Here is a 26,413-nt window from a genome sequence, read left to right on the forward strand (position 1 = left end):
AACGAGAAAGAGCTGCCGGACGCCTTCCTGCGCCGCTGCTTCTTCCACTACATCGCCTTCCCCGACCGCACCACCCTGCAGAAAATCGTCGATGTGCATTACCCGGACATCGAGAAAGACCTGGTCAGCGAAGCGCTGGACGTGTTCTTCGACGTACGCAAGGTACCGGGCCTGAAGAAGAAGCCCTCGACCTCCGAGCTGGTGGACTGGCTGAAACTGCTGATGGCCGACAACATCGGCGAAGCGGTACTGCGCGAACGCGATCCGACCAAGGCTATCCCGCCGCTGGCCGGTGCCCTGGTCAAGAACGAACAGGACGTGCAATTGCTTGAGCGCCTGGCGTTCATGAGTCGTCGCGGCACCCGCTAAGAGGCTGATCGCCATGCTGCTCAATCTGTTCAATGAAATGCGCGCAGCCAAGGTACCGGTGTCGGTACGCGAACTGCTGGACCTGATCAACGCGCTCAAGCAGCGCGTGACCTTCGCCGACATGGACGAGTTCTATTACTTGTCCCGGGCGATCCTGGTGAAGGACGAAAAGCATTTCGACAAATTCGACCGGGCTTTCGGTGCTTACTTCAATGGCCTGGAAAAACTCGATGACCATTTGCAGGCATTGATCCCCGAAGACTGGCTGCGCAAGGAGTTCGAACGCTCCCTGACCGATGAAGAACGGGCCGCGATTCAGTCCCTGGGCGGTCTGGACAAGCTGATCGAAGAATTCAAGAAACGCCTGGAAGAACAGAAGGAACGCCATGCCGGCGGCAACAAGTGGATCGGCACCGGCGGTACCAGCCCCTTCGGCTCCGGCGGGTTCAACCCCGAAGGCATTCGGGTCGGCGACGCCGGCAAGCGTCAGGGCAAGGCCGTCAAGGTCTGGGACCAGCGCGAGTACAAGAACCTCGACGATCAGGTCGAACTGGGTACGCGCAACATCAAGGTCGCCCTGCGCCGCCTGCGCAAATTCGCCCGTCAGGGCGCCGCCGAAGAACTGGATATCGACGGCACCATCGACCACACCGCCCGCGATGCCGGGTTGTTGAACATCCAGATGCGCCCGGAGCGGCGCAACACGGTCAAGTTGTTGCTGCTGTTCGATATCGGCGGCTCGATGGACGCCCATGTGAAGGTTTGCGAAGAGCTGTTCTCGGCCTGCAAGACCGAGTTCAAGCACCTGGAGTACTTCTACTTCCACAACTTCATTTATGAATCGGTGTGGAAGAACAACATGCGCCGCACTTCCGAGCGCACCTCGACCATGGATCTGCTGCACAAGTACGGTGCCGACTACAAAGTGATCTTCATCGGCGATGCCGCCATGGCGCCCTACGAAATCACCCAGCCCGGTGGCAGCGTCGAGCACTGGAACGAAGAAGCGGGCTATGTGTGGATGCAGCGCTTCAAGGAGCAGTTCAAGAAGCTCATCTGGATCAATCCCTACCCGAAAGACACCTGGGGCTACACCTCCTCGACCAATATCGTGCGCGATCTGATCGAGGACCAGATGTACCCGCTGACCTTGCGTGGCCTGGAAGAAGGGATGCGGTTTCTGTCCAAGTAATCTTCGTCGTCCGGTCGGACGCAATCGCGAGCAGGCTCGCTCCCACACTGGATCTGTGGCGTTCACACATCCCTTGTGGGAGCGAGCCTGCTCGCGATGCTTTTAGCGGTAACTGAAGCGCTGCAAATATTTGATGTGCTCCCGGTGAGCCACATCCTGCACCACCGGCCGCAACCGCACCTGCGCCCCGGGTAAACACTGCGCCAGCCGCGCCAACGCCAACGGCGTCAACGCCCCCAGGCGCGGATAACCGCCAATGGTTTGCCGGTCATTGAGCAACACGATCGGCTGCCCATCGGGTGGCACCTGGACTGCACCGAGCGGGATGCCTTCGGAGATCATCGGTTTGCCCTGGTATTGCAACGCCTTGCCCAACAGACGAATGCCCATCCGGTCGGCGCGGCTGTCAAGGCTCCACTCGCTGTTGAAAGCATCGAACAGGCTTTGTCCGCTGAACTCGCCAACCTGTGCCCCCAGAACAAGGTCCAGGGGTGCATTGCCGCTCAGGTCCGGTCGCTGGTCCCCTGTCATCTCCCGCAGCAACATCACGGCATTGCCCGAATAGCTCAAGGTCGCGCCTTTGCTCAAAGCGCGCCCCATGCCATCGAGCCCGCCGAGTTCCTCGCGCACGACCGTCGCACTGCTGCCCAGCACTTTGGGCGCATCGAAACCACCCGGCGCGGCCAGATAGGCGCGAGCACCGAGCAAGGGCTGGGTGAATTGCAATCGCTGGCCTTTGTGCAGCCTGAAACTGCGCCAGGGTGCCAACACCTCGCCGTCCAGCTGCGCCCCCAGATCCGCGCCGGCCAGCGCCAGCAGGCAGTCATCTTCAGCCACCACCGTGAACCCACCGAGGGTGATCTCAATCACTGGCGCATTCAAACCGTTACCCAACAGCCAGTTGGCCCAGGACATCGAGCGCCAATCCAGCCCGCCGCCTTGAGTCACCCCCAGATGTCGCACGCCGAAACGTCCGGCATCCTGCAACAGGCATAGCGGCGTACTCGCTTCAATGGTCAGACGGCTCATGCCAGGACCTCCAGCGGCGTGTCGTCACCGCCCAAACGGATGAACTCGGCATGGTCGACCGCTTCGAAACGCACGGTGTCACCTGGTTGCATCAGGCTGTAGCCATCACGGTTGCGGTCAAATAGTTTCGCCGGTGTGCGCCCGATCAGGTTCCAGCCTCCCGGCGACACCACCGGATAAGCGGCCGTCTGCCGCTCGGCAATGCCGACACTGCCGGCGGCGACTTTTTTGCGCGGCGTGCTCAAACGCGGCGCGGCAAGCACCTCATCCACCAGGCCCATGAAGGCGAACCCCGGTGCGAAGCCCAGGGCGAACACCTGATATTCACGCTCGCTGTGCTGGCGGATGACCTGCGCTACCGGCAACCCGCTGCGCTGCGATAACAGACTCAACTCCGGCCCCACGCTCAAGTCGTACCACACTGGCAGCACATGGCAGGTGCCGCGCGCATGCGCGTTCGGCGACAGGTCGATCAGTGCCTCGCCGATCAATTCCCGGGCCTGTGCCGGGCTCAACGCGGTCAGGTCGTAGTTCACCATCAAGGTCGTGTAGGACGGCACCAGGTCGATCAGATGCTCTGCGAACGCAGCGCGCAGACTTTCGCTGGCCGCCAGCATCCAGGGCATGTTGCTTTCGGCGATCTCGTCGAAAAGACGCACCATCAGGCAATCGAGCGCGACCACTTCCACCCGCAGCTTCATGACGCGTCCTGCTGATTCAAGGCTTGACGGATGCGTTGCACGGCGGCGACCGAGCTGGCGTTGTCACCGTGCACGCAAAGGGTGTTGGCCTGCAAATGCAGGGCACTGCCATCACTGGCGGTCAGGTGGTCGCCACGGGCGATGATGAGCGCCTGCTCGATGATTTTTTCCGGATCGTGATGCACCGCCCCCGGCAGTTGCCGTGACACCAGCATGCCGGCATTGTCATAGGCGCGATCGGCGAAGGCCTCGAACCACAGCGTCACGCCGTACTCATCGCCCAACTGCTGCGCGGCACGGTTGTCGCGGGTGGCCATCAGCATCAAGGGCAGACTGCGGTCATAGGCCGCCACGGCCTGCATCACCGCGCGCAGTTGCGCCGGGTTGGCCATCATGTCGTTGTACATCGCGCCATGAGGTTTGACGTAGCTGACCCGACCACCCTGGGCCCGGCAAATACCGTCGAGCGCACCGATCTGGTAGTGCAGGATGTCCTGCAGCTCCTGCGCGGTATAGGCCATGGAGCGGCGGCCGAATCCCGCCAGGTCCTGATAGGCCGGATGGGCACCGATCCGCACGCCGTGGCTGAGGGCCAGACTGACAGTTTTGCGCATGATGCCGGGATCGCCGGCGTGGAAACCGCAGGCGATGTTGGCGCAATCGATGAAGGGCATGACTTCCGCATCCAGCCCCATGGTCCAGTTGCCGAAGCTTTCGCCGATGTCACAATTCAATAGCAGGCGGCTCATGGTGAACACTCCTGTAATTTTTATCTTTTTGACCGTAGGACAATTGCCCCGCAGGTTACCAGTTACTGCGTATCGAGTTGCTTGCCGCGGGTTTCCGGCAGGCTCAACGCCGCGAGGATCACCACGCCATAAGACACTGCCGCGAAGGCCCCGATGCCAAGGCTCAGAGGGACTTTCTGGCTGAGCAGCCCGATCAACAGCGGGAACAAAGCCGCCAGTGCCCGACCGATGTTGTAGCAAAAGCCTTGGCCTGAGCCGCGAATGCGCGTAGGAAACAGCTCGGTCAGGAACGCCCCCATGCCGCTGAAAATCCCCGAGGCAAAGAAGCCCAGCGGGAAGCCCAGCCACAGCATCACGCCGTTGCTGACCGGCATTTGCGTGTACAGCAAGACAATGGTGAACGAACCGACCGCGAACAGGATGAAGTTCTTCTTGCGCCCGAGAAGGTCGGTCAGATAAGCGCTGATGACATAGCCGACGTAGGAGCCGATGATCACCATCGCCAGATAACCGCCCGTGCCGAGTACGCTCAAGCCACGTTCGTTCTTCAGAAAAGTCGGCAGCCAGGACGTGATGGCGTAGTAGCCGCCCAGTGCGCCGGTGGTCAGCAGCGAAGCACGGATCGTGGTGAACAGCATGCCGGGAGCGAAAATCTCGTAGAACTTCGACGGCTGGCTGGTTTCTTCCCTGGCTTTGGCCTCACGGTAGATTTCCGGATCCTTGACCAGGCGGCGGACGAAGATCACGAAAATCGCCGGGACGATGCCCAGAATGAACAGGGCGCGCCAGGCGTCCTCCGGCGCCAGCACCGAAAACAGCAATGCGTACAGGATGGCTGTCAGCCCCCAACCCAATGCCCAGCCCGACTGCACCATGCCGACGGCCTTGCCACGGTCCTTGGCGCGAATGACTTCGCCAATCAGCACCGCGCCGGCTGTCCATTCACCACCGAAGCCGAAGCCCATCAGGGTGCGGGCAATCAGCAGTTGCTCATAGCTTTGGGCGAAGCCGCAAAGAAAAGTGAAAAAGGCAAACCACAGCACGGTCAGTTGCAAGGTGCGCACGCGGCCGATGCGATCGGAGAGAATCCCGGCGACCCAGCCGCCAATGGCCGACGCGATCAGGGTACTGGTGTGAATCAGCCCGGCCTGGCCGGTGGTGATGCCCCACATGGCAATCAGGGTCGGGATAACGAAGCTGAGCATCTGGGTGTCCATGCCGTCCAGGCCGTAGCCGATCTTGCAGCTCCAGAAAGCGCGGCGCTCCTGCTGATTGATGTTGCGATACCAGTCGAAAGGTCCCGGGCTAGCCGTGGCTTTCGAAATGGCGGGGGTGTCGGGCGCACTCATGGCAATTCTCCGCGCTGATTTTATTGGTATTGTTCGAAGCCCCGACGACGCCTATCGTGGGAACCGGATGGCCTGATTCTTGAGCGGCCGTCCCTGTTGCGTCCAACGAATAAAAACCCGCCCCAGACATAAGAAATTTTTATCCCCCCCGAGCCGCCCATGAACCTGAAGTTTCTCGAAACCTTTGTCTGGGTCGCCCGACTCAAGAGTTTCCGCCTCACCGCCGACAAGCTCTTCACCACCCAGGCGTCGATATCCAGTCGCATCGCCGTACTCGAAGGCGAGCTGGGAGTGAAGCTGTTTCTGCGCGATTCACGTGGCGTCAGCCTGACGCCGGAAGGCCTGAAAGTGCTCGATTACGCCGAGCAGATGATGGACACCATGCAGGCGCTCAAACAGTCGATCGAAACCCGCTCGAGCAAGGCCGGTCGCGTGCGCATCGGCGTGATGGACACGGTGATCCATACCTGGCTCAGCCCGCTGGTGGCGCAGATGACCGATCACTACCCGCTGGTGGAAATCGAGCTGGTCGCCGATACCTCGCTGAACCTCTGCGATCAGCTGCAAAAAGGCTTTCTGGATGTCATCCTGCAAACCGATCTGTTGCGTCAGGAAAGCGTACGCAGCCTGGAGCTGGCCAGCCATCCAATGGGCTGGATCGTCGCCAGCAACTCCCTGTACAACCGCGAGTATTGCGGGGTGGCCGACCTGGCGAACGAGCGAATCATTACCTACTCGAAAAACTCCCATCCGCATCAGGAGGTGCTGGCCCTGATGCAAGCCAACGGTGTCCCGGCACCACGACTGAACTGCGTGAATTCGGTATCGGCGATTACCCGCCTGCTGCGCGACGGGTTCGGTATCGGCGCCTTGCCTCCGGTGCTGGTGGCCGAAGAACTGGCGCGCGGGGAACTGACCCTGCTGGCCATCGATCAATGCCCACCGGATTTGCAGGTTGTGGTGTCGTGGCGAGTGGGTGTGGAGTGGGTCGAGGAAATTGTCGCGTTGTCCCAGCAGGTGCTGGAGGGGTATGCGCGCAGGGTGGGTGAGCGTTACATCACGCTAGCGCGATGATTTGATTGATCCTGTGGGAGCGAGCCTGCTCGCGATTGCGGTGTGCCAATCGTCATTTTTGTCACTGACAAATCGCAATCGCGAGCAGGCTCGCTCCCACAGGGTTGGCATACATCCAACAAAGTCAGATTGGCTGACAGGCCGTCATCGCTGGCAAGCCAGCTCCCACAGGTCGATCAATCCAGCCCGCGCAGGTCCCGCTCTTCGATCGGCCGGCTCTGACGCAGGCGCTTGCCGCCCAGCACGACCCAGTCGATCAGGCGATACAGGCATTCCAGGCCAAACGACAGCAACATCGCGCCGCTCAAGCCCCAGATCATTGCCTGCGGCGTCAATAGAATCTGGTAGCTGTAGCCATTCCAGGTTTCCATGCGAATGTCCGGGTCGGCGGCCAGCACCACTTGCAGCACGCGGATGTACCACGGCCCCTGCATCGCCTGGAATTGCTTGTCCAGCGCCAGCTGGCGGGTCAGCAGGTTGCTCAGGCTGTCGGCATCGCTGCGAAAGACCGGGTCTTCGCTGGCACGGTAATGAGCCACCAGGGCCTGCATATCGCCCTTGAAGAACTGATTGGCCGTGCCCTGGAAGCCGGTCAAGCCGGCCTGCACCTCAATCAGATGCGCTTCGACCCGCTTGGCGTAATCATTGATGAACCCCGGCACCTGGACACCGATCAACAGGCCCGCCGCAAACAACACCAGCCTTAGGTAACTGAGCAACATGAGGTGAATCCTTATTCGGTCCTGCCCTGGCTGACGCATTCACCGCGTCGCCACAGGCTCCACTGGCCCGGTTCGTAACGGGTCCAGGTTTCGTTTTCGGTCAAGGGTTCGGTGGCGATCACCGTGACCACGTCGTTGGGCGTGGTTTCGGCCTGGAAATCGACGATTACATCGACATCCTTCAAACGCGCCGGCCCGAACGGGGCACGCCGGGTAATCTGCGCGAGTTTGGTCGAGCAATAGCAGAACAGCCAGTCGCCATCGCTGAGCAGGCAGTTGAACACGCCTTTGCTGCGATATTCGGCGCAGGCGGCGACCAGGTACGGCAGCAGTTCTTCCACCTCGACCGGCTCGGGGAACGCCGCTCGCACGCGATTGAGCAAATCACAGAACGCCGCTTCGCTGTCGGTATCGCCAACGGGGCGATAGAAGCTGGCCGTCGGCTGAAAGTCCGCCAACTGGCCGTTGTGGGCGAAACACCAGTTGCGGCCCCACAACTCGCGTACGAACGGATGGGTATTGGACAGGCAGACCTTGCCGACGTTGGCCTGGCGGATGTGCCCGATCACCACTTCGCTCTTGATCGGGTAGCGCTGCACCAGGTTGGCGACTTCCGACTCGCAGCTCGCCGCCGGGTCCTGAAACAGGCGCAAGCCGCGACCTTCGTAAAACCCAATACCCCAGCCATCGCGATGCGGGCCGGTTCGCCCGCCACGCTGCATCAACCCGGTGAAGCTGAACACAATATCGGTCGGGACATTGGCGCTCATGCCCAATAACTCACACATGCTTGGACTCTCGCAAAAATCGCAGGGGCAAGGTTACAGGCGGGGCTCGACCCGCATACGCTGGGGATTGCTCGGCACGGGAGGACGGCCGTAGCGATCATCACCGGCACCGCCGAAAGGCTGGTCCTCGTGCGGTTCATCGGCCAGAGCGGCGGCCTTGGCAGCGGCGGCCTTCTCCCGGCGGGCCTTGGCGGCGCGTTCGATGGGGAAACGGATCGCCACGAACACCAGGTAAATGGCGAAAGCGATCATGCCGTACATGAACAGATCGGAAATTGCCCGCCACGCGTTGTTGCCGACCTTGAACAACAGGTCCAGGGCCGTAATGGCAACCGCCGGAGCGAATTTTTCCTTCACCGGGTCGATGATGGTCGGGCTGATCAGCAGCACCGCCATCAGCAAACGCAGCGGCTCGCGCAACCAGCGCCACATCCAGCGGGTGATCCGCATCCACACCAACAAGCAGCCCAAGGCGGCGAAGGCGTAGAGGCCCCAGGCGATCAGATAGTCGTTCTCGGTCATGGTGTCCATGGCAAGGCAGGCAAAGAGGCGCTTATGATAACGGCTTTTCGCACGTCAGGCTGCACCAATGCCTGTCGCGCCAGATTCACAACCTGTGGAAGCGAGCCTGCTCGCGATTGCGGTGTGCCAGTTGTCTTTTTTATCACTGACAAATCGCAATCGCGAGCAGGCTCGCTCCTACAGGTTAATCATCCCAATTCGTACACTGTTCGAGAGTCCTTCATGCCTCTATCTGCCAACATTTGCGACGCCCCGATCGCCCACAAGGCCGAAGGCAATGACCCGTATGCCTGGCTGCAGGAGCGCGACACCCCTGCCGTGCTCGATTACCTCAAGGCTGAAAACAGCTACCAGGAAACACAGACCGCCGATCAGGCCGAACTTCGCGAAGCCCTTTTCCAGGAGATCAAGGGCCGGATTCTCGAAACCGACCTGTCCCTGCCCTCACCGTGGGGACCCTACCTGTACTACACCCGCACCACGGCGGGTGACGAATATGCACGCCACTACCGCTGCCCGCGCCCGGCCGATGACAGCCTGCAACTCGATGAAAGCCGGGAACAACTGCTGCTGGACCCGAACGTGCTGGCCAATGGTGGCTTCTTTTCCCTGGGCGCGTTCAGCATCAGCCCGGATCACCAGCGCCTGGCCTACAGCATCGATTCCACGGGCGATGAGATCTACACACTGTTCGTGAAGGAGTTGTCCGACGGACGCGTCAGTGAACTGGCGTTCGAGGACTGCGATGGCAGCATGACCTGGGCCAATGACAGCCTGACTCTGTTTTTCGGCGAGCTGGACGACACCCATCGTCCGCACAAACTGTTTCGCTATCGCCTGGATGGCACGGCGGCCGAAGAAGTCTTCCATGAGCCGGACGGCCGCTTCTTCCTGCATTGCTACCGCTCAAGCTCCGAGCAGCAATTGCTGCTCTCCCTGGGCAGCAAGACCACCAGCGAAGTCTGGGTCCTGGACGCCAACCAGCCGCAACAAGCCTTTGCCTGTGTCGCGCCACGGGTCGAAGAGCATGAATACGATGTCGACCATGGCGCACTTGACGGCCAATGGACCTGGTTTATCCGCACCAATCGCGATGGCATCAATTTCGCCCTGTACACCGCCGTCGACACAGGCGTGGCACCGGCCGAGGCCGACTGGCACAACCTGGTCCCCCATAGCGATACGGTGATGATCGAAGGCATGAGCCTGAACGCCGGCGCCATGACCCTGAGCCTGCGCGAAGGCGGGTTACCGATCATCGAAGTCCACCCGCTGAACCTGCCGAGTTACCGGGTACAACTGCCGGACGCGGCCTACAGCCTGCATGTGCAAAACAGCCTGGAGTTCGTCAGCGAGCGCATTCGCCTGCGCTACGAGGCATTGAACCGTCCGGCGCAGATCCGTCAGTTGCAGTTATCCACCGGCGAGCAACAGGTTCTCAAGCAAACCCCGGTGCTCGGCCCGTTCGACGCCGACGCCTACGTCAGCCAACGCCTGTGGGCCACGGCGCCTGACGGCACGCAAGTACCGATCAGCCTGGTGGTCAAGCGCGACTCGCTCGGCAAGCCGACGCCACTGTACCTGTATGGCTACGGCGCCTATGGCGAAAGCCTCGATCCCTGGTTCTCCCACGCCCGCCTGAGCCTGCTCGATCGCGGCATGGCGTTTGCCATCGCTCACGTGCGCGGCGGTGGCGAACTGGGGGAAGCCTGGTACCGCGCCGGCAAACAGGAGCACAAGCACAACACCTTCAGCGATTTCATCGCCTGTGCCGAGCATCTGATTGACCAAGGCTTGACCACCGCCCCCCAGCTGGCGATCAGCGGCGGCAGCGCCGGCGGTTTGTTGATCGGCGCGGTGCTCAATCAACGGCCGCAGTTGTTTGGTGCCGCCATAGCCGAAGTACCGTTCGTCGATGCACTCAACACCATGCTCGACCCGGACCTGCCATTGACCGTTACCGAGTACGACGAGTGGGGCAACCCGCAAGAGCCGGATGTCTATGATCGGATCAAGGCTTACGCCCCCTACGAAAACGTGACCGCGCAGGCATATCCGGCCACTCTGGTGATCGCTGGCTACAACGACAGTCGCGTGCAGTATTGGGAGGCTGCCAAGTGGGTCGCCAGATTGCGTGCGACCAAAACCGACAACAATCTGCTGCTGCTCAAGACCGAACTGGGTGCCGGGCATGGCGGCATGAGCGGGCGTTATCAAGGATTGCGTGACGTAGCGCTCGAATACGCATTTTTGTTCAGGATTTTGGGGGTTGCCTGAGGAACTTGGCCCGATGAACCGGTCTTAATTGCGAACGCCAGAGGCCGATACAATACGGTCGCCTGTAGGAGCGAGGCTTGCCCGCGAATGGGCTACACATTCAACATCAAGGTTGAAAGTGACATTGCATTCGCGGGCAAGCCTCGCTCCTACGAGAAATGGCCAGCCCGGAATCCAGAACAAAAGAAAGATCACCCGACATGCCAGAAACGACCCTGCTGAACAACGAAATCCGCGACTGGCTGATGGACTGCGGCCTGTTCAATCAATTGCAGCCGGCGGACTTCGCCGCAGCTTCCGGCTATTTCAGTATCAGCACGATTGCCCAGGGCGAGGAGATTTTCCACGAAGGTGATGCCGGCAGTTTCATGTGCATCATCCACACCGGGCAGGTGGCCGTGCAAAAAACCACCAGCGACGGGCAATTGGTGACTATCGCCACATTGCGCAGCGGTCGCGCCTTCGGTGAAATGGCCGTGCTCGATGGTGAACGCCGCTCGGCCAGTTGCGTGGCGGCGAGCAACTGCCAGTTGCTCAACCTGGGCAAGGACTCACTGGAAAAGATGCTCAACGACGCCCCGAAAATCGCCGCCAAGATCATCCGCGCCCTCGCGGTTTCCCTCTCCAAACGCTTGCGCATGGTCGACGGACAATTGCTGTCGCAGCAGGTTTAACCGCCTGGCGGCTTGACCTTCGGTGGGTTCTGTTCGATCCCCGGCACCGGCTGGTCCTTGGTCGGCGGGCTGGGCATTTCGATGGGGACCAGGGGCGGACCACCACTGCCGGGGCCGACTTTCGGCAGTGGCGCGGGAGATATCTGTGGATACGGCGTGGGCGTTGCAGTGCCCGGTGAGCCGGGCGTCGGCGCAGGACTGACGGGGGTGGGTTGCAGTGGTTGGGCCTGCGCTGCGCTGACCGACAGCGCGGCCAGCGTCATGACCGTTAGAATGATGCGCTTCATCAATGGCTCCGTTGGCCTTGGTGTCCATTGCAGGCTACTCCCAACGACATCCGTTTGCTTTACCCGTTGTCACCTATTTAATGCAAGGCAAAGCCCATGGATCGTTTCCATTGCCAAAAGCGGCGACCTGTTCGAATCCGGTCATGGGCTGCGCTAAACTTTGATCATTACCGTCATTAGTCTTTCAACAAAGGTGAACCCATGAGTTCGTCCACCCCAACCAATACGTCGAAGCTGGACCGCATCCTGGCCGACAACCAGCGCGACAAGGAAATGGGCTACCGTGACAAGGCCCTGAAGATGTACCCGCACGTGTGTGGCCGCTGCGCCCGTGAATTCTCCGGCAAGCGCCTGAGCGAGCTGACCGTGCACCACCGCGACCATAACCACGACAACAACCCCCAGGACGGCTCGAACTGGGAATTGTTGTGCCTGTACTGCCATGACAACGAACACTCGCGCTACACCGACCAGCAGTATTTCGGCGACGGCTCGTTGAGCACGCCGAAAATCGCCAAGGCGACCCACAATCCGTTCGCCGCGCTGGCCGGGCTGATGAAGAAAGAAGACTGAAGATTTTCAGCGTCTGAACGGACGCCATCGCGGGCAAGCCCGCTCCCACATTAGATTTGTGCACACCACAGATCCCATGTGGGAGCGAGCCTGCTCGCGATAGCAATTGCCCAAACACCACCCATTTACAAACTGACCACCCTGCCCCCAATCCCCGTATAATCGCGCTTTTTTTCGAAAGGCACCCCGCTCGTGGCAGACAAACGGTACAGCTGCATTGGTTTGTATAACCCCAAATCACCGGAGAACGTCGGTTCGGTGATGCGCGCCGCTGGCTGTTATGGCGTGGCATCGGTGTTCTACACCGGCAAACGCTACGAGCGCGCCGCCGACTTCGTCACCGATACCAAGCGCGTGCATTACGATATCCCGCTGATCGGCATCGACGACCTGAAGAAAATACTGCCTCTGAACTGCGTCCCCGTCGCAGTGGAACTGGTCGACGGCGCACGACCGCTGCCCGAATACACTCACCCCGACCGCGCGCTGTACATCTTCGGGCCGGAGGACGGCTCGCTGGATAAAGAGATTCGCGACTGGTGCGAAGACGTGGTCTACATTCCGACCACCGGCTGCATGAACCTGGCCGCCACGGTCAATGTCGTGCTGTATGACCGCATGGCCAAAGGCCTGAATACTCGTTCGGGACCGAAATTCCGCTGAGTTGCCGCGCATCCGTGGGAACAAGCCGAGTGCCTTGGCAGTCAGCTGATTATTCGTGACCCAAGCCGCCCTTCCAGACTGGAGACAGATCATGAGCGAACTCAAACGCGTAGAGCGCATCGAATCCACGCCGTTCCAGACCCATTCCGATCAGAACGTCCAGGGCTGGGAGCGCATCGGTTCCCTGGCCGGCGGCATGGTCATGGTCGGCAAGGGACTGCGTCGTGGCGGCCTCTTCGGCCTGATCCAGGTGGCCATCGGCGGTGTCGCCCTGGCCCGTGGAATCACCGGGCACAGCTCGGCGAAAAGCCTGCTGGAAAAGAGCCGCCAGGACATGAACACCGTGCGGGCGAAAATCCAGCGTGCCGGTGAAGATTTGAAGGCGTTGAAAGCCAATGCCGAGGCGGCGACCAAAACCGCGACAGTGACCGCAAATGATTCGTTGAAGTCGCCGAAAACCGGGGTTTGATACAAGATTCTGTTCGCCTGTAGGAGCGAGCATGCTCGCGATGGTCGTCAACGAAAACGCCTGTTTACCTGGTTAAACGCGGCGTTAATGAATCCATCGCGAGCATGCTCGCTCCTACAGGAGTGCATCGACCATTGCCCGCGAAGGCGGTGTTACTGAAGCAGCTCGCTATCCAGCACCCTGGAAGAGTCGCCAATCACGCTCTCACTGAGCTGCACGAATGCCTTGGTGTCCACATTGCCCAAACGCATCGCGCCACGCAGTACATCGTCCAGGGAACGCTTGTTACGCGTCTTCAGGCGAATCTCGCGATCCAGTTCCTGCATTAACACCACGGCCCTGGAAACCTGCGCCGACGTGAGTTGCTCGCCACGCAAGGTCGTGACTTTCTGGCTGTCCCTGGCCAATCGTTCCTGAAGGCTCTGGTAGCGATCGTCACTCATGCCGCCGGCACGGCGTAGCAGTTCGATGGCGTAATATTCGGCAAAGCCCTCGCTGACCCAGTCACTGCGCTGCTGGCCATTGATCTGGCCGAACAGCTTCGCCAGCTCACGCACCAGCGCACTGCTGCCGCTCTCGCTGACCAACGGCAAATGGCTGTTGAGGTAGATCGACTCATTCGCCGCGAGGCTGCCGCGCCACATCGGATCGTTGGCCCCGACAATCAGCAATTTGGCGGGATGGCGGGGGTACACGGCTTGTACTTGCGGCCAGACGAATGTCAGCAACGTCAGTACATCCATGCGTCGCATGCCCTGCCCCCTGGGCGAAGCCACCGTGACTTCGGTTTCCCCGAGCCGTGTGCGACGGCTGCCAAGATGTCCGGCGAGCATCCAGCCCGTGGGTCGGTCGAACAAGCGCGATCCATTGTCGATGCGGAACTTGTTCTTGCCGATCCGCGGCCAGGCGGTCTCGACGCTTTTCCAGCCAGTGGGCAGCTCGAACTCAAGGCGTGACACCAGTTCGCTGCCGTCCTGCTGATCGAGTTTGGCGGCCGGAACCAGATCGTCGCCACGCAACAAGGCCCAGGCCGGCGTCATGCGCGTGTCGAAACTGCCGTTCTTGCGGGTATGACTGACTCGTACGCGGTATGTCAGGCTGGCCTTGTCAGCAGTCGGACGCCAGACGCCACGAGCCGGCTGACCCGGTGTCAATTGCCACTGTCCGTCGGCCTTGAAGTCGCTGTAACGGCTGCCGTCACCCAGATTGAAATCCAGGCTGCGCACTGCCGAACCCTGTGCCAGCGTCAGGCGCACTTCAGCCTGGTCGCTCTGTGGCAACAGACGCACGTGATAATCCAGATCCACCTTCTTTGCCGCCCAGGCGGATGAGCTCAGGGTCAACAGTCCAACGACCAACGCCTGCCGCCATCCCACAGCCATACACACTCCTTGGTCAAACGAGACTCGCCGGATGCTCAACCCGCCCGGAAAATCAGATGGTCTTCCCAATCCTCTTCTGCCACGCTGCCTTCGGCCAACATGCGCCCGGACTGGGAAATACGTTCGTGATGGACCGCATCGCGATCGCCGCACACCAGGTGATGCCACAGCGGCAGGTCCTTGCCCTCGCTGACCAGACGGTAGCCGCAGGTCGGCGGCAACCATTTGAATTCGTCGGCCTTGCCCGGCGTCAGCTGGATGCAATCGGGGACGGACTCGCGACGGTTCGGATAATCGCTGCACTGGCAGGTTTTCAAGTCCAGCAATTTGCAGGCGATGCGCGTGTAATAGACGCTGTTGTCCTCTTCATCCTCGAGCTTTTGCAGGCAGCACAGGCCACAACCGTCGCACAGCGATTCCCACTCCTCCTGATCCAGTTGATCGAGGGTTTTGCGTATCCAGAACGGTTCGACTTTGGCGGCCATGGCTCAAGCATCAACATCAGGTGGTGAAAAGGCCGCCAGTCTAGTGCGCACGGCCCCACGGGCCAAGCATTGGCGACTACCGGTAGATCGGACTTGTCAGTTTTTGCGCCGCCAAGTAGCTTTGCCAGTCGCAAGGAACCGGCCTGCGAGCCATTAACGCTCGAGCGTATTGCATGGCGATGCCCCCGCAGCGGCTCTGGATCATCTTTTCGCTCGACCCGACTGCGTCCGCAGGTTTCAGACGTCCCACACTTTCAAACGTAGCAAGGAATCTCTTGATGAGTGCAAACCCACGCGTTGCCGATTTCGCCATTGACCCTCAGTTCACCGATCGCTGGTCGCCCCGCGCCTTCACAGGCGAAACCATCCCGGAGGAAACCCTGCTGAGCTTCTTCGAAGCCGCGCGCTGGGCGCCATCGGCCTATAACTCGCAGCCTTGGCGCTTTCTTTACGCACGTCGCGATACACCGAACTGGGAGCGTTACCTGGGGCTGCTGAACGAGTTCAACCGCAGTTGGGCGCAACACGCCTCGGCACTGGTCATCATCATCTCCAAAACCACCTTCGCAGCGCCTGGCGCTGCCGAAGAAACCCCGGCCTTGTGGCACACCTTCGACACCGGCTCGGCCTGGGGCCACCTGGCGCTGCAAGCGAGCCTGAGCGGCTGGCACACCCACGGCATGGCCGGTTTCGATCAGGAGCTGACCCGCAAGGAGCTGAACATTCCCCAAGGCTATGCCCTGCACGCTGCCGTGGCAGTGGGCAAACTGGGCGACAAGGCCAGCCTGGCCGAGTACCTCCAGGCCCGTGAAGTACCGAGCCCGCGCCGTCCGCTGAGCGAACTGGCGACCGAAGGCGACTTCACCCTTTAAGCCACACCGAAAACCCGACTGTAGGAACCAAGCTTGCTGGCGATGAGGACATCACATTCAACATCAATGGTGACTGTGAGACCGCAATCGCCAGCAAGCTCGGCTCCTACAGGCTTTCAGCGCGGGGTCAGTAGCCGCGAGTGAAATCAACTTCCCCGCGCAATGCCTCGCCCGCCTGATAGGCCTTCAGATTCTCGACAAACAGTTTCGTCATCAAGGATGGCGACGTCGGTGCCGAGCTGTGGCCGGTCAACAGCAATCCCCAGGCCGTCCAGAACGGGTGGCGCTGCGGCAGTGGCTCCTGACGGCAGACGTCGATCACGGCGCCCACCAGATGCCCTTCTTTCAAGGCGTTCACCAGGTCCGCATCGACCACCGCCACACCTCGACCGACGTTGATGAACAACCCTGTCGGCTTGAACTGCCTGAACAGCGCGGCATTGTAGATATCGTGGGTTTTCGGCGTATTCGGCAGCAGATTGATCACGTAATCCACCAGGCCGACCAACCGTGGCAAGTCAGCCAGCGAGCCGACTTCGACAAACGGCGCCTGTTCGCGGGCTTCGCTGGCAACGCCATAGAGCTCCACGCCAAAAGGCACGAGGAACTGCGCCACCGTCTGGCCGATATCACCGGTGCCGACGATCAGCACCTTGCGCCCCGCAAGGCTCTGGCCATGACGGTTATCCCACTTGCGCTCGACCTGGCTGACCAACCGTGCCAGCACTTCACGTTCGTGGCCAAGCATGTAGGTGAGCACGTACTCGGCCATGACCTGACCGAAGATCCCCACGGCGCGGGTCAGTCGATAATGTCGTGGCAGGCCGTCAGCCAGAAGCGGGGTGATGCCGGCCCAGGTCGACTGCAACCACTGCGGCTGATGTCCCTGGCGCAACAGCGTCGCCAGCAGGTCGGGCTGGCCGAGCCAGACCGGGCACTCGGCGGCCTGGCGGGCCAGTTCGGCGGAGTCGCCACTGGTCAATACCTCCAGATCCGGCGCTGCCTCACGCAGCAGTTGGGCATACACGGCGTGGTCGTGTTCAGCTATCAGAACGCGCATCTTTCAACCTTTCAAAAAAGCTGCAGACAGCCATCGACGGTGTGTGGTGGCACCGTCAAGGCCATCGCCATCATTATTCCAGAGTTTCAGTTCGGCTCTGAACCGAGCCCTGACGCCGATTAGACCGGGTCGTTGCGTCGTAGCAACTCTTCCGGCAAGTGTTCGATGTATTCCTCTTCAGCCGGCGGCATTTGCAGGTGGTAGCCCTGCTTGTCGAGGTTTTCCAGAACGACGGTAATGTCCTCGCGCGACAACTTGCGCTCGGGTGTCAGCACCAGGTCGAAGGCGTGAATGGCCTTGCCGAAGGCCGCCATGAGGGGTTCCGGGACGCGCTCAAGGGCATCGGCCTTGAGCACATAGAGGTACATTTCGTTTTTTTTCGCACTGCGGTAAATGGAACAAATACGTTTCAAGGCTGTTCTCCGGCGTTGGCCAGGCTGTCGAGCAGCGCCTGGCCCATCAATTCGCGGCGCCAGCCACGCAGCGAATCGGGCAATTGATAGGGACCATTGGGGAAGCCGCTCTTGAGCAGTGCTTCCAGGGTTTTCTTGCGCAGCATCAGCTCCGGCGCGATGTTCAGACGCTCGGCCGCGGCCTGGCCAATCGCTTTCATTTGCTTGAGCAGCGCTGCGGCTTCCACCGGCAACGGCTCCGGTATGGCTGGAGGCCACTGGTCTGGGGACACACTGCCAGTACGCTTGATCAGCTCCAGCAGGAATTCGCCATCCTGACGCACGGTACGCGGATGCATGTCTTCGATTTTCGCCAACGCACCGAGGTTGTCCGGTTGTGTGCGAGCCAGGGGCCACAACGAATGCTCGCGAATGATACGGTTGCGCGGCAAATCACGGGCCCGGGCTTGTTGCTCGCGCCAGGCGCAAAGTTCGCGCAGCACGGCAAGTTGGGCTCGGGACAGTTTCCACGCCAGTTTGGCGTCGCGATAAACCTCGTACGGATCGACTTCCCGGCGCAGATTGGCCACCAACTCGGCCCCGTCCTCCAGGACCCAGGCGAGTTTTTCATCGGAAAGCTTCGGACGCAGCTGTACGAAAACCTCCGCGAGATGCACGGCATCTTCTGCGGCATAACTGATCTGGGTCTCGGAAAGCGGACGTTGCAGCCAGTCGGAACGGGTTTCACCCTTGGGCAGATCGATGCCGAGCACTTCCTGCACCAGCCGCGAATAGCCCATGGAGAAGCCCAGATTCAGATAAGCGGCAGCCAGTTGTGTGTCGAACAGCGGCACCGGCAAGCTGCCAGTCAGACGCAACAGGACTTCGAGGTCTTCGCTGCAGGCATGGACGACCTTGACCACCGCCGGGTTTTCCAGCAATGCGGCCAGGGGTTGCCAGTTGTCGATGGTCAGCGGATCAATCAGGTACGCCCGCGCACCATCGCCCACCTGCAGCAGGCCGGCAATCGGATAGAAGGTTTCGACCCGCATGAATTCGGTGTCGAGGGCAACGTATGGCAATTGCTGCCACTCGGCGCAAAACCGGCCGAGGCTATCGTTGTCGCGAATCCAGTGAATATCGATGGCCACACGGCTCTCCCTTGAAGAATGGCGCGCAGTATATATCGCCCCCGGCGATTTCCGCGTATCCACTGAACAAGAGCTTTAGCGAAAATACCTGCTTGGAAAAAAGAATAGCCCTACAACGCCGTACTAGCCGACCTTACGCAACACGTAAACCCGCATCGGCGCCCAAACGGGCAGGAAGTCCTGATGGCGGAGTACGGAAAAACCCGCTTGCTTGAACTCGGCTTCCATTTCGGCCTTGCTGGCCAGTGGAGAGGTTTCGGCAGTCTGCGCATCAAGGCGCCGCGTCTTGAAACGCCCCCCGACACGTACCGCAACAATGACCGTATCGCGACTGACCCGGTGAAACTCGCCGAGCATCGCCAGTCGGTGCTCGGGACTGCAAAGGTGCTGGAACAGCTGCATGCAAAAGATGCAATCCACCGCATTCGCCGACAGACCAATGGTGAAGGCGGAGCTTTGAAAGGTCCTGATCCGTTTCAGCAGGCTCTTGGGATGGTGGGTCCGCGCATGATCGAGAATGTCCTGGGAGGGATCGGTCGCCAGGATCACCCGATTTGCATGCTCGGCCAAAACCGGCCAGAACGGCCCCACACCGCACGCTACATCGAGGATCAGCCCCGGCTCACCGGCGACCTTGAGCGCGTGGCGCACCAGTTGCTCCTCACGCCACAACGCCAGGCGCCCGGCCAGGTCTTGCGCGCGAGGCTGCGAACAGACGCGGGCATGCTCCTGGTCATAACGCCGGGCGAACTCAAGCTCAATGGCCGATGGTGGCTGGGCAGGCATGTTCAATAGCTCTTGAAGATCATTTGAATGGCCGCCGGTCGGTGGCCGCTGCGCGAGAAAAGGTCGAGTGACTCATTGGCGGGCCAACGCCCCATCGACACCCGGTCCACGGCAGCCGGCAAACATATCCAGCTCCTGGTTGTAGACCTTGCTGTCGACTTCCAGCAGCCCCAGCATCGAATGGAACAGGTTGTCCTGGCTCAAGGGCTTTTCACGCATCGACTGCAGGCAATGGGCATCCACCTTGAACGATTTCTGATAGCTGTCCGAGAACCAGGCCAACATCGCCACATGCTTTTGCTGGTCCGGTGCCAGCATGTAAGGCGTGCCGTGCAGGAACAGGTTGTACTCGCCCAGGGACTCGCCGTGATCCGACAGATACAACATCGCGGTATCGACCTTGTTCTGGTTGCTGCGCAACAGATCGATCAGTGTCGACAGCACATGGTCGGTATACACCAGCGTATTGTCGTAACCATTGACGATACTTTCGCGGTCGCAATTATTGAGTGCGTTGCTTTCACAAACCGGGGTAAAGCGTTCGAATTCTTTCGGGTAGCGCTTGAAGTACTCCGGACCGTGACTGCCCATCTGGTGCAGCACCAATACCGTGTCTTTATCCAGGTTATCGATAAAGTGCTGCAGCCCTTGCAGCAGAATTTCGTCGCGGCACTCACTGTTGGCGCACAGGGCCGGGTCCTTCAAGTCACTGACATCATCGAGCGTCACACGGTCGCAAGTGCCTTTGCACCCGGACTGGTTATCACGCCAGATCACATCAAGACCGGCACGCTTGAGCACATCCAGCAGGCCTTCCTGGTTCTTCGCCTTGCTGGCGTTGTAATCCTGGCGGCCCATGTTGGAGAACATGCAAGGCACGGACACAGCGGTTTCCGTGCCGCAGGAGTGCACATCGGTAAAAGCGATCAGCCCCGCCTCTTTACTGAGTTTGGGCGTGGTGTCGCGCTGATAGCCGAGGATGCCGAAGTTTTCGGCGCGGGCGCTTTCACCCACCACCAGTACAGTCAGGGATTTGCGTTCATGATTTTGCCAGGCGGGATTACGCTGGGCATCTTCGCCAATTTTGACAAAGGGCTGCTGCGCAGACGCGACCTGCTCGCGCAAATACCCGAAAGATGCACCGATGTAGTTGCTTGGCACGACCATCAAGCGCAGCTCGTGGTGATTGCGAAACAACGACGAAAGTCCCTGATAGTTGATCAGCGCCACGCCACCGATGACTGCAGCCGAGGCAACACCCACCAGAAGCTTGCTGAGCAGTTCGCGATGCCAACGACGGTAGTTGACCGGGGTTTTCCACAACAACCACGAGGGCAAAACGCCCAACAACAGAATGTAAAGAAACAGCTTCAGCGACAGTAAGTCACGTACTTCCGTGGCATTGGTTTCAGCAAAATTGCGAAACATCCCGGCATCGATCAGTACACCGTACTGACTCATGAAATACGCCACGCCGGCACTGATCATGAACAGCGCGGTCAGCACCGGCTTCATGACGGGACGGAATGCCAGCAAGGTCAGAATGATATTGAACGCTGCGAGGATCATTGCGCCGAAAGCAACGCGCATGACAATGCCTTTGCCATCGGCCGCGGTGATCTCGAAAAGGTGCTGCCACAACACAAAATTGAAGGCAAATAACAAAAAGGCGCTGGCAATCAGTGTCACCCATTCCGGGCGCACGGCTTTCATCTTCAACATGGTGATCGGCGGTTCCTGAAAAGAAGTGCCCTTGGCAAATGTGAAATTTTCATTGGCCCCGGCACCCCTAACTTTAGTTAGCCAACCATCAATTTTTTGTGAAAAGGAAGCCAAGGATTGGTTGGGCTGAAAACTGCAAATGAAACCTTCAGTTTATTTGCGAGTTGTTCAGCCCTTGTTCAGGCTGGCTCGCCATCCTCCCCCGCCCTCTTCAAACGCCCGAGCCCCGTGCAGGTATTTAATTTCCAAATGGCTGTCCAGACTTTCTGGTTTGCCGTCACCGCCGCATACACGCCTAATCGAACTCCCACCTTCCCACGGCCCCGAGTCTTGCACCATGAATCAGCGCAGCTTCGCCTTTGCCCATGCGGGCATGTTGCTATGGTCCCTGTTGATCGCGGCCTCGTTTTCCGCTGCTGCCCAGGTCAATCAGGCGATCGACCCGATTCTGCTGACTGGCTTGCGCCTGCTGTTGTGCGCCCTGGCGTTTCTGCCTTTGCTGCTGGTCAACGGCGATAGTCCGATGACCGTTCGCGGGCTGCTCGGCCACGGTGTGCTCGGCTTGCTGCTGGCGGTGTACTTCGGCTCGCTGTTCGAGGCGCTGCGCTACACCTCGGCAGTCAATACCGGAACGATGTTCACATTGGTGCCACTGCTGACGCTGGCTATCGAAGCGGTATTGATGCCCGATAACAACCTTAAACAACGGCTGCTGCCGATGCTGGTTGCCGCTACCGGTGCGATATTGCTGGTGATGAAAGGTGCCGGTCCAGGCGAACTGCCCTCACTGTATGCGTTATCGGTATATGGCGTCGGCTGCCTGGCGATGGCGCTCTATCCGCCCCTCAGCCAACGCCTGAAGGCCAGGTGTTTCAAGGGGCGCGGGCCGGTGGGCATGACTTTTTGGAACATGCTGTCTGGCGCTTCGTTTCTGTTGGCATTCTGCGGTTACAGTGGCGGATGGCGATCTGCGTCATTACTGGCGATGAGTGATGTTGCCTGGCTGGTGTACCTTGCACTGTTTGCCACCCTGGCGACTTTCTGGCTACTGCATCGAGCCATTGGCGTGATCGCTCCGTCCTCGGTGATTTCCTACATCTACCTGAGCACACTGCTGCTCACGCTGTTTCACTGGCTCTGGTGGCACCAGTCGCCCATGCCGCTGGAAATAGTGGGTGCCGTTCTGGTGGGAGTCGGCATGCTGTCGCTGCTGATGGCCAGCCGACGCTCGATACCCGTAACGGTTCAGAACTGAATGCTTGCGCGCTACTCTCCTCACGCCTTCCTTGCGCTAGGATCATTCGCACAAGTTTGCGCACGATCGGCGCAACCGACACGGTGAGACAGAATGGATGCTCAACAGTAACGCGCTACGAAAGCTGGATATGCAGGACCTGATGGTGTTTGCTGCCGTGTATGAGCAAAACAATGTCACCGAGGTGGCCGAGAGATTATGCGTCAGCCAGTCCACCGTCAGTTACAGCCTGAAAAAATTGCGCAGCTGCTTCGAAGACGAACTGTTCATCAACACTCGCACCGGGATGCGCCCGACCTACAAGGCCGGCAACATGTATCCCCACATACTGAAAACCCTGGAATGCATCAACCTGTGCCATGCCGGCGCGCCTGCATTCGATCCGAAGTTGCAGCCGGCGACCTTCAACATCTGCGCACCGGAATACTTTGAGCAATTGGTCCTGCCACGCCTGGTGAAGAACTTCGGCGCTGCCGATCTCCCGGTGACGATCAATGTACACAAGCTGGAAGTCGACATACCGGTCGAACAGTTGCGTGACGGCAGCCTCGACCTTGCGATCGGTTTCGGTCCGAACTTTCATCGCAGCCCCATGGACTTCAATGTACAGGCACTGATGAAAGATGATCTGGTCTGCGTCCTCGACAAACGGGCTGGCTCGCAGGAGCCACGCATGAGCCTGCCGGCTTTCGTCGAACGCCGACATGTATTTCCCACTCCCTGGACATCCGCCTCGAATATGGTTGACGGCTGGCTGGCGCAGCAGGCCCTGCAGCGGCAGATCGTGGCGCGAGCCAATAGCTACAGCGCAGCATTGAAGATGATCACAGGCACCGATTTCATCCTTACTCTGCCTCGACGCATTCAACGCTTGCTGGCCCACGAGACGCTTTTCGATCACCGTGAGGCGCCGGATGGCTTGCCGGGTTTTACCCTCGACATGCATTGGAGCCAGAGTGTCGACCAGGACAGCGCCAACACCTGGCTGCGCGAACAGGTGATCAGGGCCTGCGCCGAGCCACCTATGATCTGAAGGTCACATGCCGATGGTCGTCTTGGTGTACGAATCGCGATCGATGTCGAGAATTTCCACGCACAACTGGACTTCAACCCCGACAGGCCATTCACACAGATCCTTCACAACCGCCAGCAGGCTTTCAGACAATTGTTGCTTGATCTGCGACGAACGCCCGCTCAACAGCGCCAGCTTCACATGCACGAACGCCCGCTCCGCCAATGCCGTCCCTACCTTGAAAGTCTCAACCTTCACAGCGCGGCTCTTGATATCGAACTCGGCAGCGAATTGACCGGAAGCCACAAGCGTATTGTTCAGACGCAGCAACGCCACGTCGGCATTCAATTCAGGCAGGTTGGCGGTGTATTCCAGGTGCAGGTGGGGCATGGCAAAACTCCTTTAATTCAGAGAAAAGTTCGTACACGGAACAGGGCACTGCCGCGATCACTGAGGCAATGACAACAAATTGCGCTCACCCATGACGGCTTCAATTCGCGAACGCAGCCAGCGTTCGGCAGGGTCACTATCGACATGACTGAGCCAGACCATGGACAGTTCAAGGGTCGCGGTCTTGAACGGAAAGGGTTCCTTGAACAGCTGTCCGGACGCCGCCATCGCTTCGGCGGTGTAATCCGGCAGGCTGGCAATCAGATCGGTACCGGCCAGCAATGCCGGTAACGAACTGTATTGGGGTACGGAAAGCACCACCTGGCGCGAACGCCCGATCTGCGCCAGCCACTCATCCGCGTACCCGCTGACGTTGGCGATGTGGGACACCAGCACGTGTGGACGCGAACAATACTCATCGACCGTCAGCGGCGTATCGGAGGCGTCGGCGCGCAGCACACAAGGGTGGATGTAGCGCAACAGTTTGCGCTTGGCATTGGCCGGCAACCCCCGGGTCTGGCTGATTCCAACCGTTATGTCGCCTGCGGCCAGCAAGTCGGGAATGCGCCAGGAGTCGACATTCTGCACCACGAAAACCACCTTCGGCGCTTCCTGGCGCAACGCGCGCAACAGCGGTGGCAACAGGCCGAACTCGACATCGTCGGACATGCCGATACGAAAAGTCATGGTGCTGCTGCCCGGGTCAAAGTCATGGGTCAGGCTCAAGGCCACCGACAGTGAATCCAACGCTGGCGACAGATGCCGAAAAATCTCTTCGGCCCGCGCCGTCGGCTCCATACGGTGACCTACGCGAATGAACAACGGGTCGTTGAACATCGCACGCAAGCGATTGAGCGCAGAGCTGATGGTCGGCTGGCCAAGAAACAGCTTCTTGGCCACCTTGGTGACATTTCGCTCGATCATCAGTGTTTCAAACACCACCATCAGATTGATGTCGGCCTTGCGTAGCTCGTTGCGATTCATCCATTGCCCCCGCGCCCAAAAACTTTCGACAGTTTAGGGAGGTGTCGCAACCGGCGTCTATGCGACCAAATGAATGCTTCAAGCAATTTTGCGTTTAATGCAAATGCGCGCACATGATCGGTCCTACAGTCTCTTCCTGATTTCACAGACCAGATGGCGAGACGTTTTTGCGCTCCTAAGCTCAGGGAACCTTGGCCCAAACAGCCTTGGTCAACAACCACCCTGCGAACTCAAAGGAGCTGCTCAATGGCAAGAGATAAAGCCAAAGACGACAAACACTTCAACTGCACCCAGCCACACGAAGCCGAATACGTTGCCGGCCTTTACCCTCACGCAAAGGAAGAAGTGAAGAACTTCCTGACAATGGCCTGCAAGGATAAATCCCTGCACAACTCCACCCACAAGGACGTCTACGACCTGATCAAAAGAAAGTTGGGCCACTCGCAACCCTGAGTTCGCCTGATTGAAAGGAAGCTGCTCGGCCTGAGCAGCTTCACCGCCCCTGAATCTCCTTGACCGGGGTCTGATCGCACGTCCCCTTGGTCAGGCCGATCGCATGCACGCAATCCGCCTTGTTGACGTAAGCCTCTCCACTGGCGATGGTTTCATGATTTCTCGCCCGCAAACGCCAACGCCATTGGCCCTTCCCCGTCAGAACGGTGCCACGGGTTTGTCTGTAAATTTCAAAATACATTGATCGCTCCTTGCGAATGATGGTTTCGACAGCTTCGTGAGCTGAAGGCGCCTACCAGATTAGAGGAGGATCCGAAGAGTTGAACCCCTTCAATGTCAGGGGATATTTCGCGGCAAAAGCATCGATTTACTGGAGGAACCGCTGATTCAAGGCCTGTGAATTCAGCGACCGGGCCCAGTGAATTTTCCCGCGAAACGGCATACATCTCTTACATGAGGCTGCTGCCAATTCCGACATTTTGTGCCCGATAAAAGCCGAACAAACAAAAAAGCCCCGTAGCTTATTCAGCTACGGGGCTTTTCAATGTATGGCGGAGAGATAGGGATTCGAACCCTAGGTACCCGCGAAGGTACAACGGATTTCGAATCCGTCCCATTCGGCCACTCTGGCATCTCTCCAACGGCGCGCATCATAACAACACTTTCGCCGGAAGCGAACCCCCTTTCGCGAAATATTTCTGTGCTATCAGATGCTTGCGTCGGTTAAAGCGGTACACCCAGACGATTGGCAACTTCTTCGTAAGCTTCGATGACGCCACCGAGGCCCTGACGGAAGCGATCCTTGTCCATTTTTTTCTTGGTGTCCTTGTCCCACAGGCGGCAGCCGTCCGGGCTGAACTCGTCTCCCAGGACGATGGAGCCGTCACTGAACACGCCGAATTCGAGTTTGAAGTCCACCAGCAGCAGGCCGGCGTCGCAAAAACAGCAGCTTGTTTCGCTCGCTCAACGTGGACCGGCCTTGTGTTTCCAGTTGCTCGCATTCTGCATCGGTGAGACCGAACTTCTTCAGC

General features: G+C 59.5%; 29 protein-coding genes, 1 tRNA gene and 2 pseudogenes. 12 read left to right on the plus strand and 20 right to left on the minus strand.

Annotation, left to right across the window (positions count from 1 at the left end; all coding sequences use genetic code 11):
- Positions 1-369: pseudogene (locus ACQKP2_RS24255) on the plus strand (AAA family ATPase); the annotation flags it as partial.
- Positions 370-382: 13 nt separating this feature from the next.
- Positions 383-1,561 (plus strand): vWA domain-containing protein, encoded by a 1,179-nt coding sequence (locus ACQKP2_RS24260; protein WP_427580124.1) that lies wholly within the window; start codon positions 383-385, stop codon positions 1,559-1,561.
- Positions 1,562-1,663: 102 nt separating this feature from the next.
- Here ACQKP2_RS24260 and ACQKP2_RS24265 read toward each other — a convergent pair whose 3' ends face one another.
- From ACQKP2_RS24265 to ACQKP2_RS24280, 4 genes are all read right to left on the minus strand, one after another.
- Positions 1,664-2,590 (minus strand): biotin-dependent carboxyltransferase family protein, encoded by a 927-nt coding sequence (locus ACQKP2_RS24265; protein ID WP_427580125.1) that lies wholly within the window; start codon positions 2,588-2,590, stop codon positions 1,664-1,666.
- Positions 2,587-3,291: a 5-oxoprolinase subunit B family protein gene (locus tag ACQKP2_RS24270; RefSeq protein WP_427580127.1), complete on the minus strand. Its 705-nt coding sequence runs from the start codon at positions 3,289-3,291 to the stop codon at positions 2,587-2,589. Before ACQKP2_RS24270 ends, ACQKP2_RS24265 begins: the two co-directional genes overlap by 4 nt.
- Positions 3,288-4,040 carry a 5-oxoprolinase subunit PxpA gene (locus ACQKP2_RS24275; protein WP_427580128.1) on the minus strand — a complete coding sequence of 251 codons (753 nt, stop codon included), beginning with the start codon at positions 4,038-4,040 and terminating at the stop codon, positions 3,288-3,290. The genes ACQKP2_RS24270 and ACQKP2_RS24275 overlap by 4 nt, the downstream gene beginning before the upstream one ends.
- Before the next feature lie 62 nt (positions 4,041-4,102).
- Positions 4,103-5,389 (minus strand): MFS transporter, encoded by a 1,287-nt coding sequence (locus tag ACQKP2_RS24280; RefSeq protein ID WP_427580130.1) that lies wholly within the window; start codon positions 5,387-5,389, stop codon positions 4,103-4,105.
- Positions 5,390-5,548: 159 nt separating this feature from the next.
- Here ACQKP2_RS24280 and ACQKP2_RS24285 point away from each other — a divergent pair, with 159 nt between their 5' ends.
- A complete protein-coding gene (locus ACQKP2_RS24285) occupies positions 5,549-6,463 on the plus strand; it encodes a LysR family transcriptional regulator (RefSeq protein ID WP_427580131.1) in 915 nt (304 codons plus the stop codon).
- A gap of 176 nt (positions 6,464-6,639) precedes the next feature.
- Here ACQKP2_RS24285 and ACQKP2_RS24290 read toward each other — a convergent pair whose 3' ends face one another.
- From ACQKP2_RS24290 to ACQKP2_RS24300, 3 genes are read right to left on the minus strand one after another with little or no spacing between them, the layout of a single operon-like run.
- Entirely contained in the window at positions 6,640-7,185 is a 546-nt protein-coding gene (locus ACQKP2_RS24290) for a DUF2937 family protein (RefSeq protein ID WP_427580133.1), read from the minus strand.
- Positions 7,186-7,196: 11 nt separating this feature from the next.
- Complete coding sequence (locus tag ACQKP2_RS24295; RefSeq protein WP_427580134.1) at positions 7,197-7,973, minus strand: class II glutamine amidotransferase; 777 nt, start codon at positions 7,971-7,973, stop codon at positions 7,197-7,199.
- 33 nt (positions 7,974-8,006) lie between these two features.
- Positions 8,007-8,504, minus strand: a complete 498-nt coding sequence (locus ACQKP2_RS24300; protein ID WP_427580136.1) for an MFS transporter — start codon at positions 8,502-8,504, stop codon at positions 8,007-8,009.
- Positions 8,505-8,717: 213 nt separating this feature from the next.
- On the opposite strand from ACQKP2_RS24300, the gene ACQKP2_RS24305 reads away from it, so the two are divergent.
- Together ACQKP2_RS24305 and ACQKP2_RS24310 are read left to right on the plus strand one after the other, a co-directional pair.
- The gene (locus tag ACQKP2_RS24305; RefSeq protein WP_427580138.1) at positions 8,718-10,772 is read left to right on the plus strand and encodes a S9 family peptidase; all 2,055 of its coding nucleotides are present in this window, start codon (positions 8,718-8,720) and stop codon (positions 10,770-10,772) included.
- Positions 10,773-10,972: 200 nt separating this feature from the next.
- Positions 10,973-11,446, plus strand: a complete 474-nt coding sequence (locus ACQKP2_RS24310; RefSeq protein WP_427580139.1) for a Crp/Fnr family transcriptional regulator — start codon at positions 10,973-10,975, stop codon at positions 11,444-11,446.
- Here the strand turns inward: ACQKP2_RS24310 and ACQKP2_RS24315 are convergent.
- Positions 11,443-11,733 (minus strand): hypothetical protein, encoded by a 291-nt coding sequence (locus tag ACQKP2_RS24315; protein ID WP_427580141.1) that lies wholly within the window; start codon positions 11,731-11,733, stop codon positions 11,443-11,445. The two genes, ACQKP2_RS24310 and ACQKP2_RS24315, sit on opposite strands and share 4 nt — an antisense overlap.
- A gap of 201 nt (positions 11,734-11,934) precedes the next feature.
- Between ACQKP2_RS24315 and ACQKP2_RS24320 the strand changes: the two genes are divergently transcribed.
- The 3 genes from ACQKP2_RS24320 (at position 11,935) to ACQKP2_RS24330 (ending at position 13,438) form a co-directional block, all read left to right on the plus strand.
- Positions 11,935-12,306 carry a YajD family HNH nuclease gene (locus ACQKP2_RS24320; RefSeq protein ID WP_003222612.1) on the plus strand — a complete coding sequence of 124 codons (372 nt, stop codon included), beginning with the start codon at positions 11,935-11,937 and terminating at the stop codon, positions 12,304-12,306.
- Between the two features lie 192 nt (positions 12,307-12,498).
- Complete coding sequence (locus tag ACQKP2_RS24325) at positions 12,499-12,969, plus strand: RNA methyltransferase (protein ID WP_046816778.1); 471 nt, start codon at positions 12,499-12,501, stop codon at positions 12,967-12,969.
- 91 nt (positions 12,970-13,060) lie between these two features.
- Complete coding sequence (locus tag ACQKP2_RS24330; protein WP_427580143.1) at positions 13,061-13,438, plus strand: YgaP family membrane protein; 378 nt, start codon at positions 13,061-13,063, stop codon at positions 13,436-13,438.
- Between the two features lie 152 nt (positions 13,439-13,590).
- Here ACQKP2_RS24330 and ACQKP2_RS24335 read toward each other — a convergent pair whose 3' ends face one another.
- Positions 13,591-14,820, minus strand: coding sequence for a hypothetical protein (locus ACQKP2_RS24335; protein WP_427580145.1), 1,230 nt, complete (start codon positions 14,818-14,820; stop codon positions 13,591-13,593).
- Positions 14,821-14,855: 35 nt separating this feature from the next.
- On the minus strand, positions 14,856-15,305 hold the full coding sequence (locus ACQKP2_RS24340; protein WP_427580146.1) for a YcgN family cysteine cluster protein: 450 nt from the start codon (positions 15,303-15,305) through the stop codon (positions 14,856-14,858).
- A 278-nt stretch (positions 15,306-15,583) separates the two neighbouring features.
- Here ACQKP2_RS24340 and ACQKP2_RS24345 point away from each other — a divergent pair, with 278 nt between their 5' ends.
- The gene (locus ACQKP2_RS24345) at positions 15,584-16,177 is read left to right on the plus strand and encodes a nitroreductase family protein (protein WP_427580147.1); all 594 of its coding nucleotides are present in this window, start codon (positions 15,584-15,586) and stop codon (positions 16,175-16,177) included.
- 127 nt (positions 16,178-16,304) lie between these two features.
- On the opposite strand, the gene ACQKP2_RS24350 is transcribed toward ACQKP2_RS24345, so the two are convergent.
- The 5 genes from ACQKP2_RS24350 to ACQKP2_RS24370 form a co-directional block, all read right to left on the minus strand.
- Positions 16,305-17,237, minus strand: a complete 933-nt coding sequence (locus ACQKP2_RS24350; protein ID WP_427580149.1) for a D-2-hydroxyacid dehydrogenase — start codon at positions 17,235-17,237, stop codon at positions 16,305-16,307.
- Positions 17,238-17,356: 119 nt separating this feature from the next.
- A complete protein-coding gene (locus ACQKP2_RS24355) occupies positions 17,357-17,650 on the minus strand; it encodes a YcgL domain-containing protein (protein ID WP_427580151.1) in 294 nt (97 codons plus the stop codon).
- Positions 17,647-18,780, minus strand: coding sequence for a ribonuclease D (gene rnd / locus ACQKP2_RS24360; RefSeq protein WP_427580152.1), 1,134 nt, complete (start codon positions 18,778-18,780; stop codon positions 17,647-17,649). The genes ACQKP2_RS24355 and rnd overlap by 4 nt, the downstream gene beginning before the upstream one ends.
- 123 nt (positions 18,781-18,903) lie before the next feature.
- A complete protein-coding gene (locus ACQKP2_RS24365) occupies positions 18,904-19,566 on the minus strand; it encodes a class I SAM-dependent methyltransferase (protein WP_427580153.1) in 663 nt (220 codons plus the stop codon).
- Between the two features lie 72 nt (positions 19,567-19,638).
- Entirely contained in the window at positions 19,639-21,288 is a 1,650-nt protein-coding gene (locus ACQKP2_RS24370) for a phosphoethanolamine transferase (RefSeq protein WP_427580154.1), read from the minus strand.
- A gap of 337 nt (positions 21,289-21,625) precedes the next feature.
- Between ACQKP2_RS24370 and ACQKP2_RS24375 the strand changes: the two genes are divergently transcribed.
- Together ACQKP2_RS24375 and ACQKP2_RS24380 are read left to right on the plus strand one after the other, a co-directional pair.
- Complete coding sequence (locus ACQKP2_RS24375) at positions 21,626-22,543, plus strand: DMT family transporter (RefSeq protein WP_427580156.1); 918 nt, start codon at positions 21,626-21,628, stop codon at positions 22,541-22,543.
- 97 nt (positions 22,544-22,640) lie between these two features.
- Positions 22,641-23,576, plus strand: coding sequence for a LysR family transcriptional regulator (locus ACQKP2_RS24380; RefSeq protein WP_427580158.1), 936 nt, complete (start codon positions 22,641-22,643; stop codon positions 23,574-23,576).
- Between the two features lie 3 nt (positions 23,577-23,579).
- On the opposite strand, the gene ACQKP2_RS24385 is transcribed toward ACQKP2_RS24380, so the two are convergent.
- Both ACQKP2_RS24385 and ACQKP2_RS24390 read right to left on the minus strand, forming a co-directional pair.
- Positions 23,580-23,945 (minus strand): 5-carboxymethyl-2-hydroxymuconate Delta-isomerase, encoded by a 366-nt coding sequence (locus ACQKP2_RS24385; RefSeq protein ID WP_427580159.1) that lies wholly within the window; start codon positions 23,943-23,945, stop codon positions 23,580-23,582.
- A gap of 57 nt (positions 23,946-24,002) precedes the next feature.
- A complete protein-coding gene (locus tag ACQKP2_RS24390) occupies positions 24,003-24,929 on the minus strand; it encodes a LysR family transcriptional regulator (protein ID WP_427580161.1) in 927 nt (308 codons plus the stop codon).
- Positions 24,930-25,175: 246 nt separating this feature from the next.
- Between ACQKP2_RS24390 and ACQKP2_RS24395 the strand changes: the two genes are divergently transcribed.
- Positions 25,176-25,382, plus strand: a complete 207-nt coding sequence (locus tag ACQKP2_RS24395) for a hypothetical protein (RefSeq protein WP_427580162.1) — start codon at positions 25,176-25,178, stop codon at positions 25,380-25,382.
- A gap of 40 nt (positions 25,383-25,422) precedes the next feature.
- On the opposite strand, the gene ACQKP2_RS24400 is transcribed toward ACQKP2_RS24395, so the two are convergent.
- From ACQKP2_RS24400 to ACQKP2_RS24410, 3 genes and pseudogenes are all read right to left on the minus strand, one after another.
- Positions 25,423-25,623, minus strand: a complete 201-nt coding sequence (locus ACQKP2_RS24400; RefSeq protein WP_427580164.1) for a YegP family protein — start codon at positions 25,621-25,623, stop codon at positions 25,423-25,425.
- Between the two features lie 308 nt (positions 25,624-25,931).
- Positions 25,932-26,021: transfer RNA gene (locus ACQKP2_RS24405), tRNA-Ser, on the minus strand.
- A gap of 84 nt (positions 26,022-26,105) precedes the next feature.
- Positions 26,106-26,324: pseudogene (locus ACQKP2_RS24410) on the minus strand (phosphoribosylaminoimidazolesuccinocarboxamide synthase); the annotation flags it as partial.
- Positions 26,325-26,413: the final 89 nt, after the last annotated feature.

Source organism: Pseudomonas sp. NPDC089569, from assembly GCF_050280625.1.
Lineage (GTDB): Bacteria > Pseudomonadota > Gammaproteobacteria > Pseudomonadales > Pseudomonadaceae > Aquipseudomonas.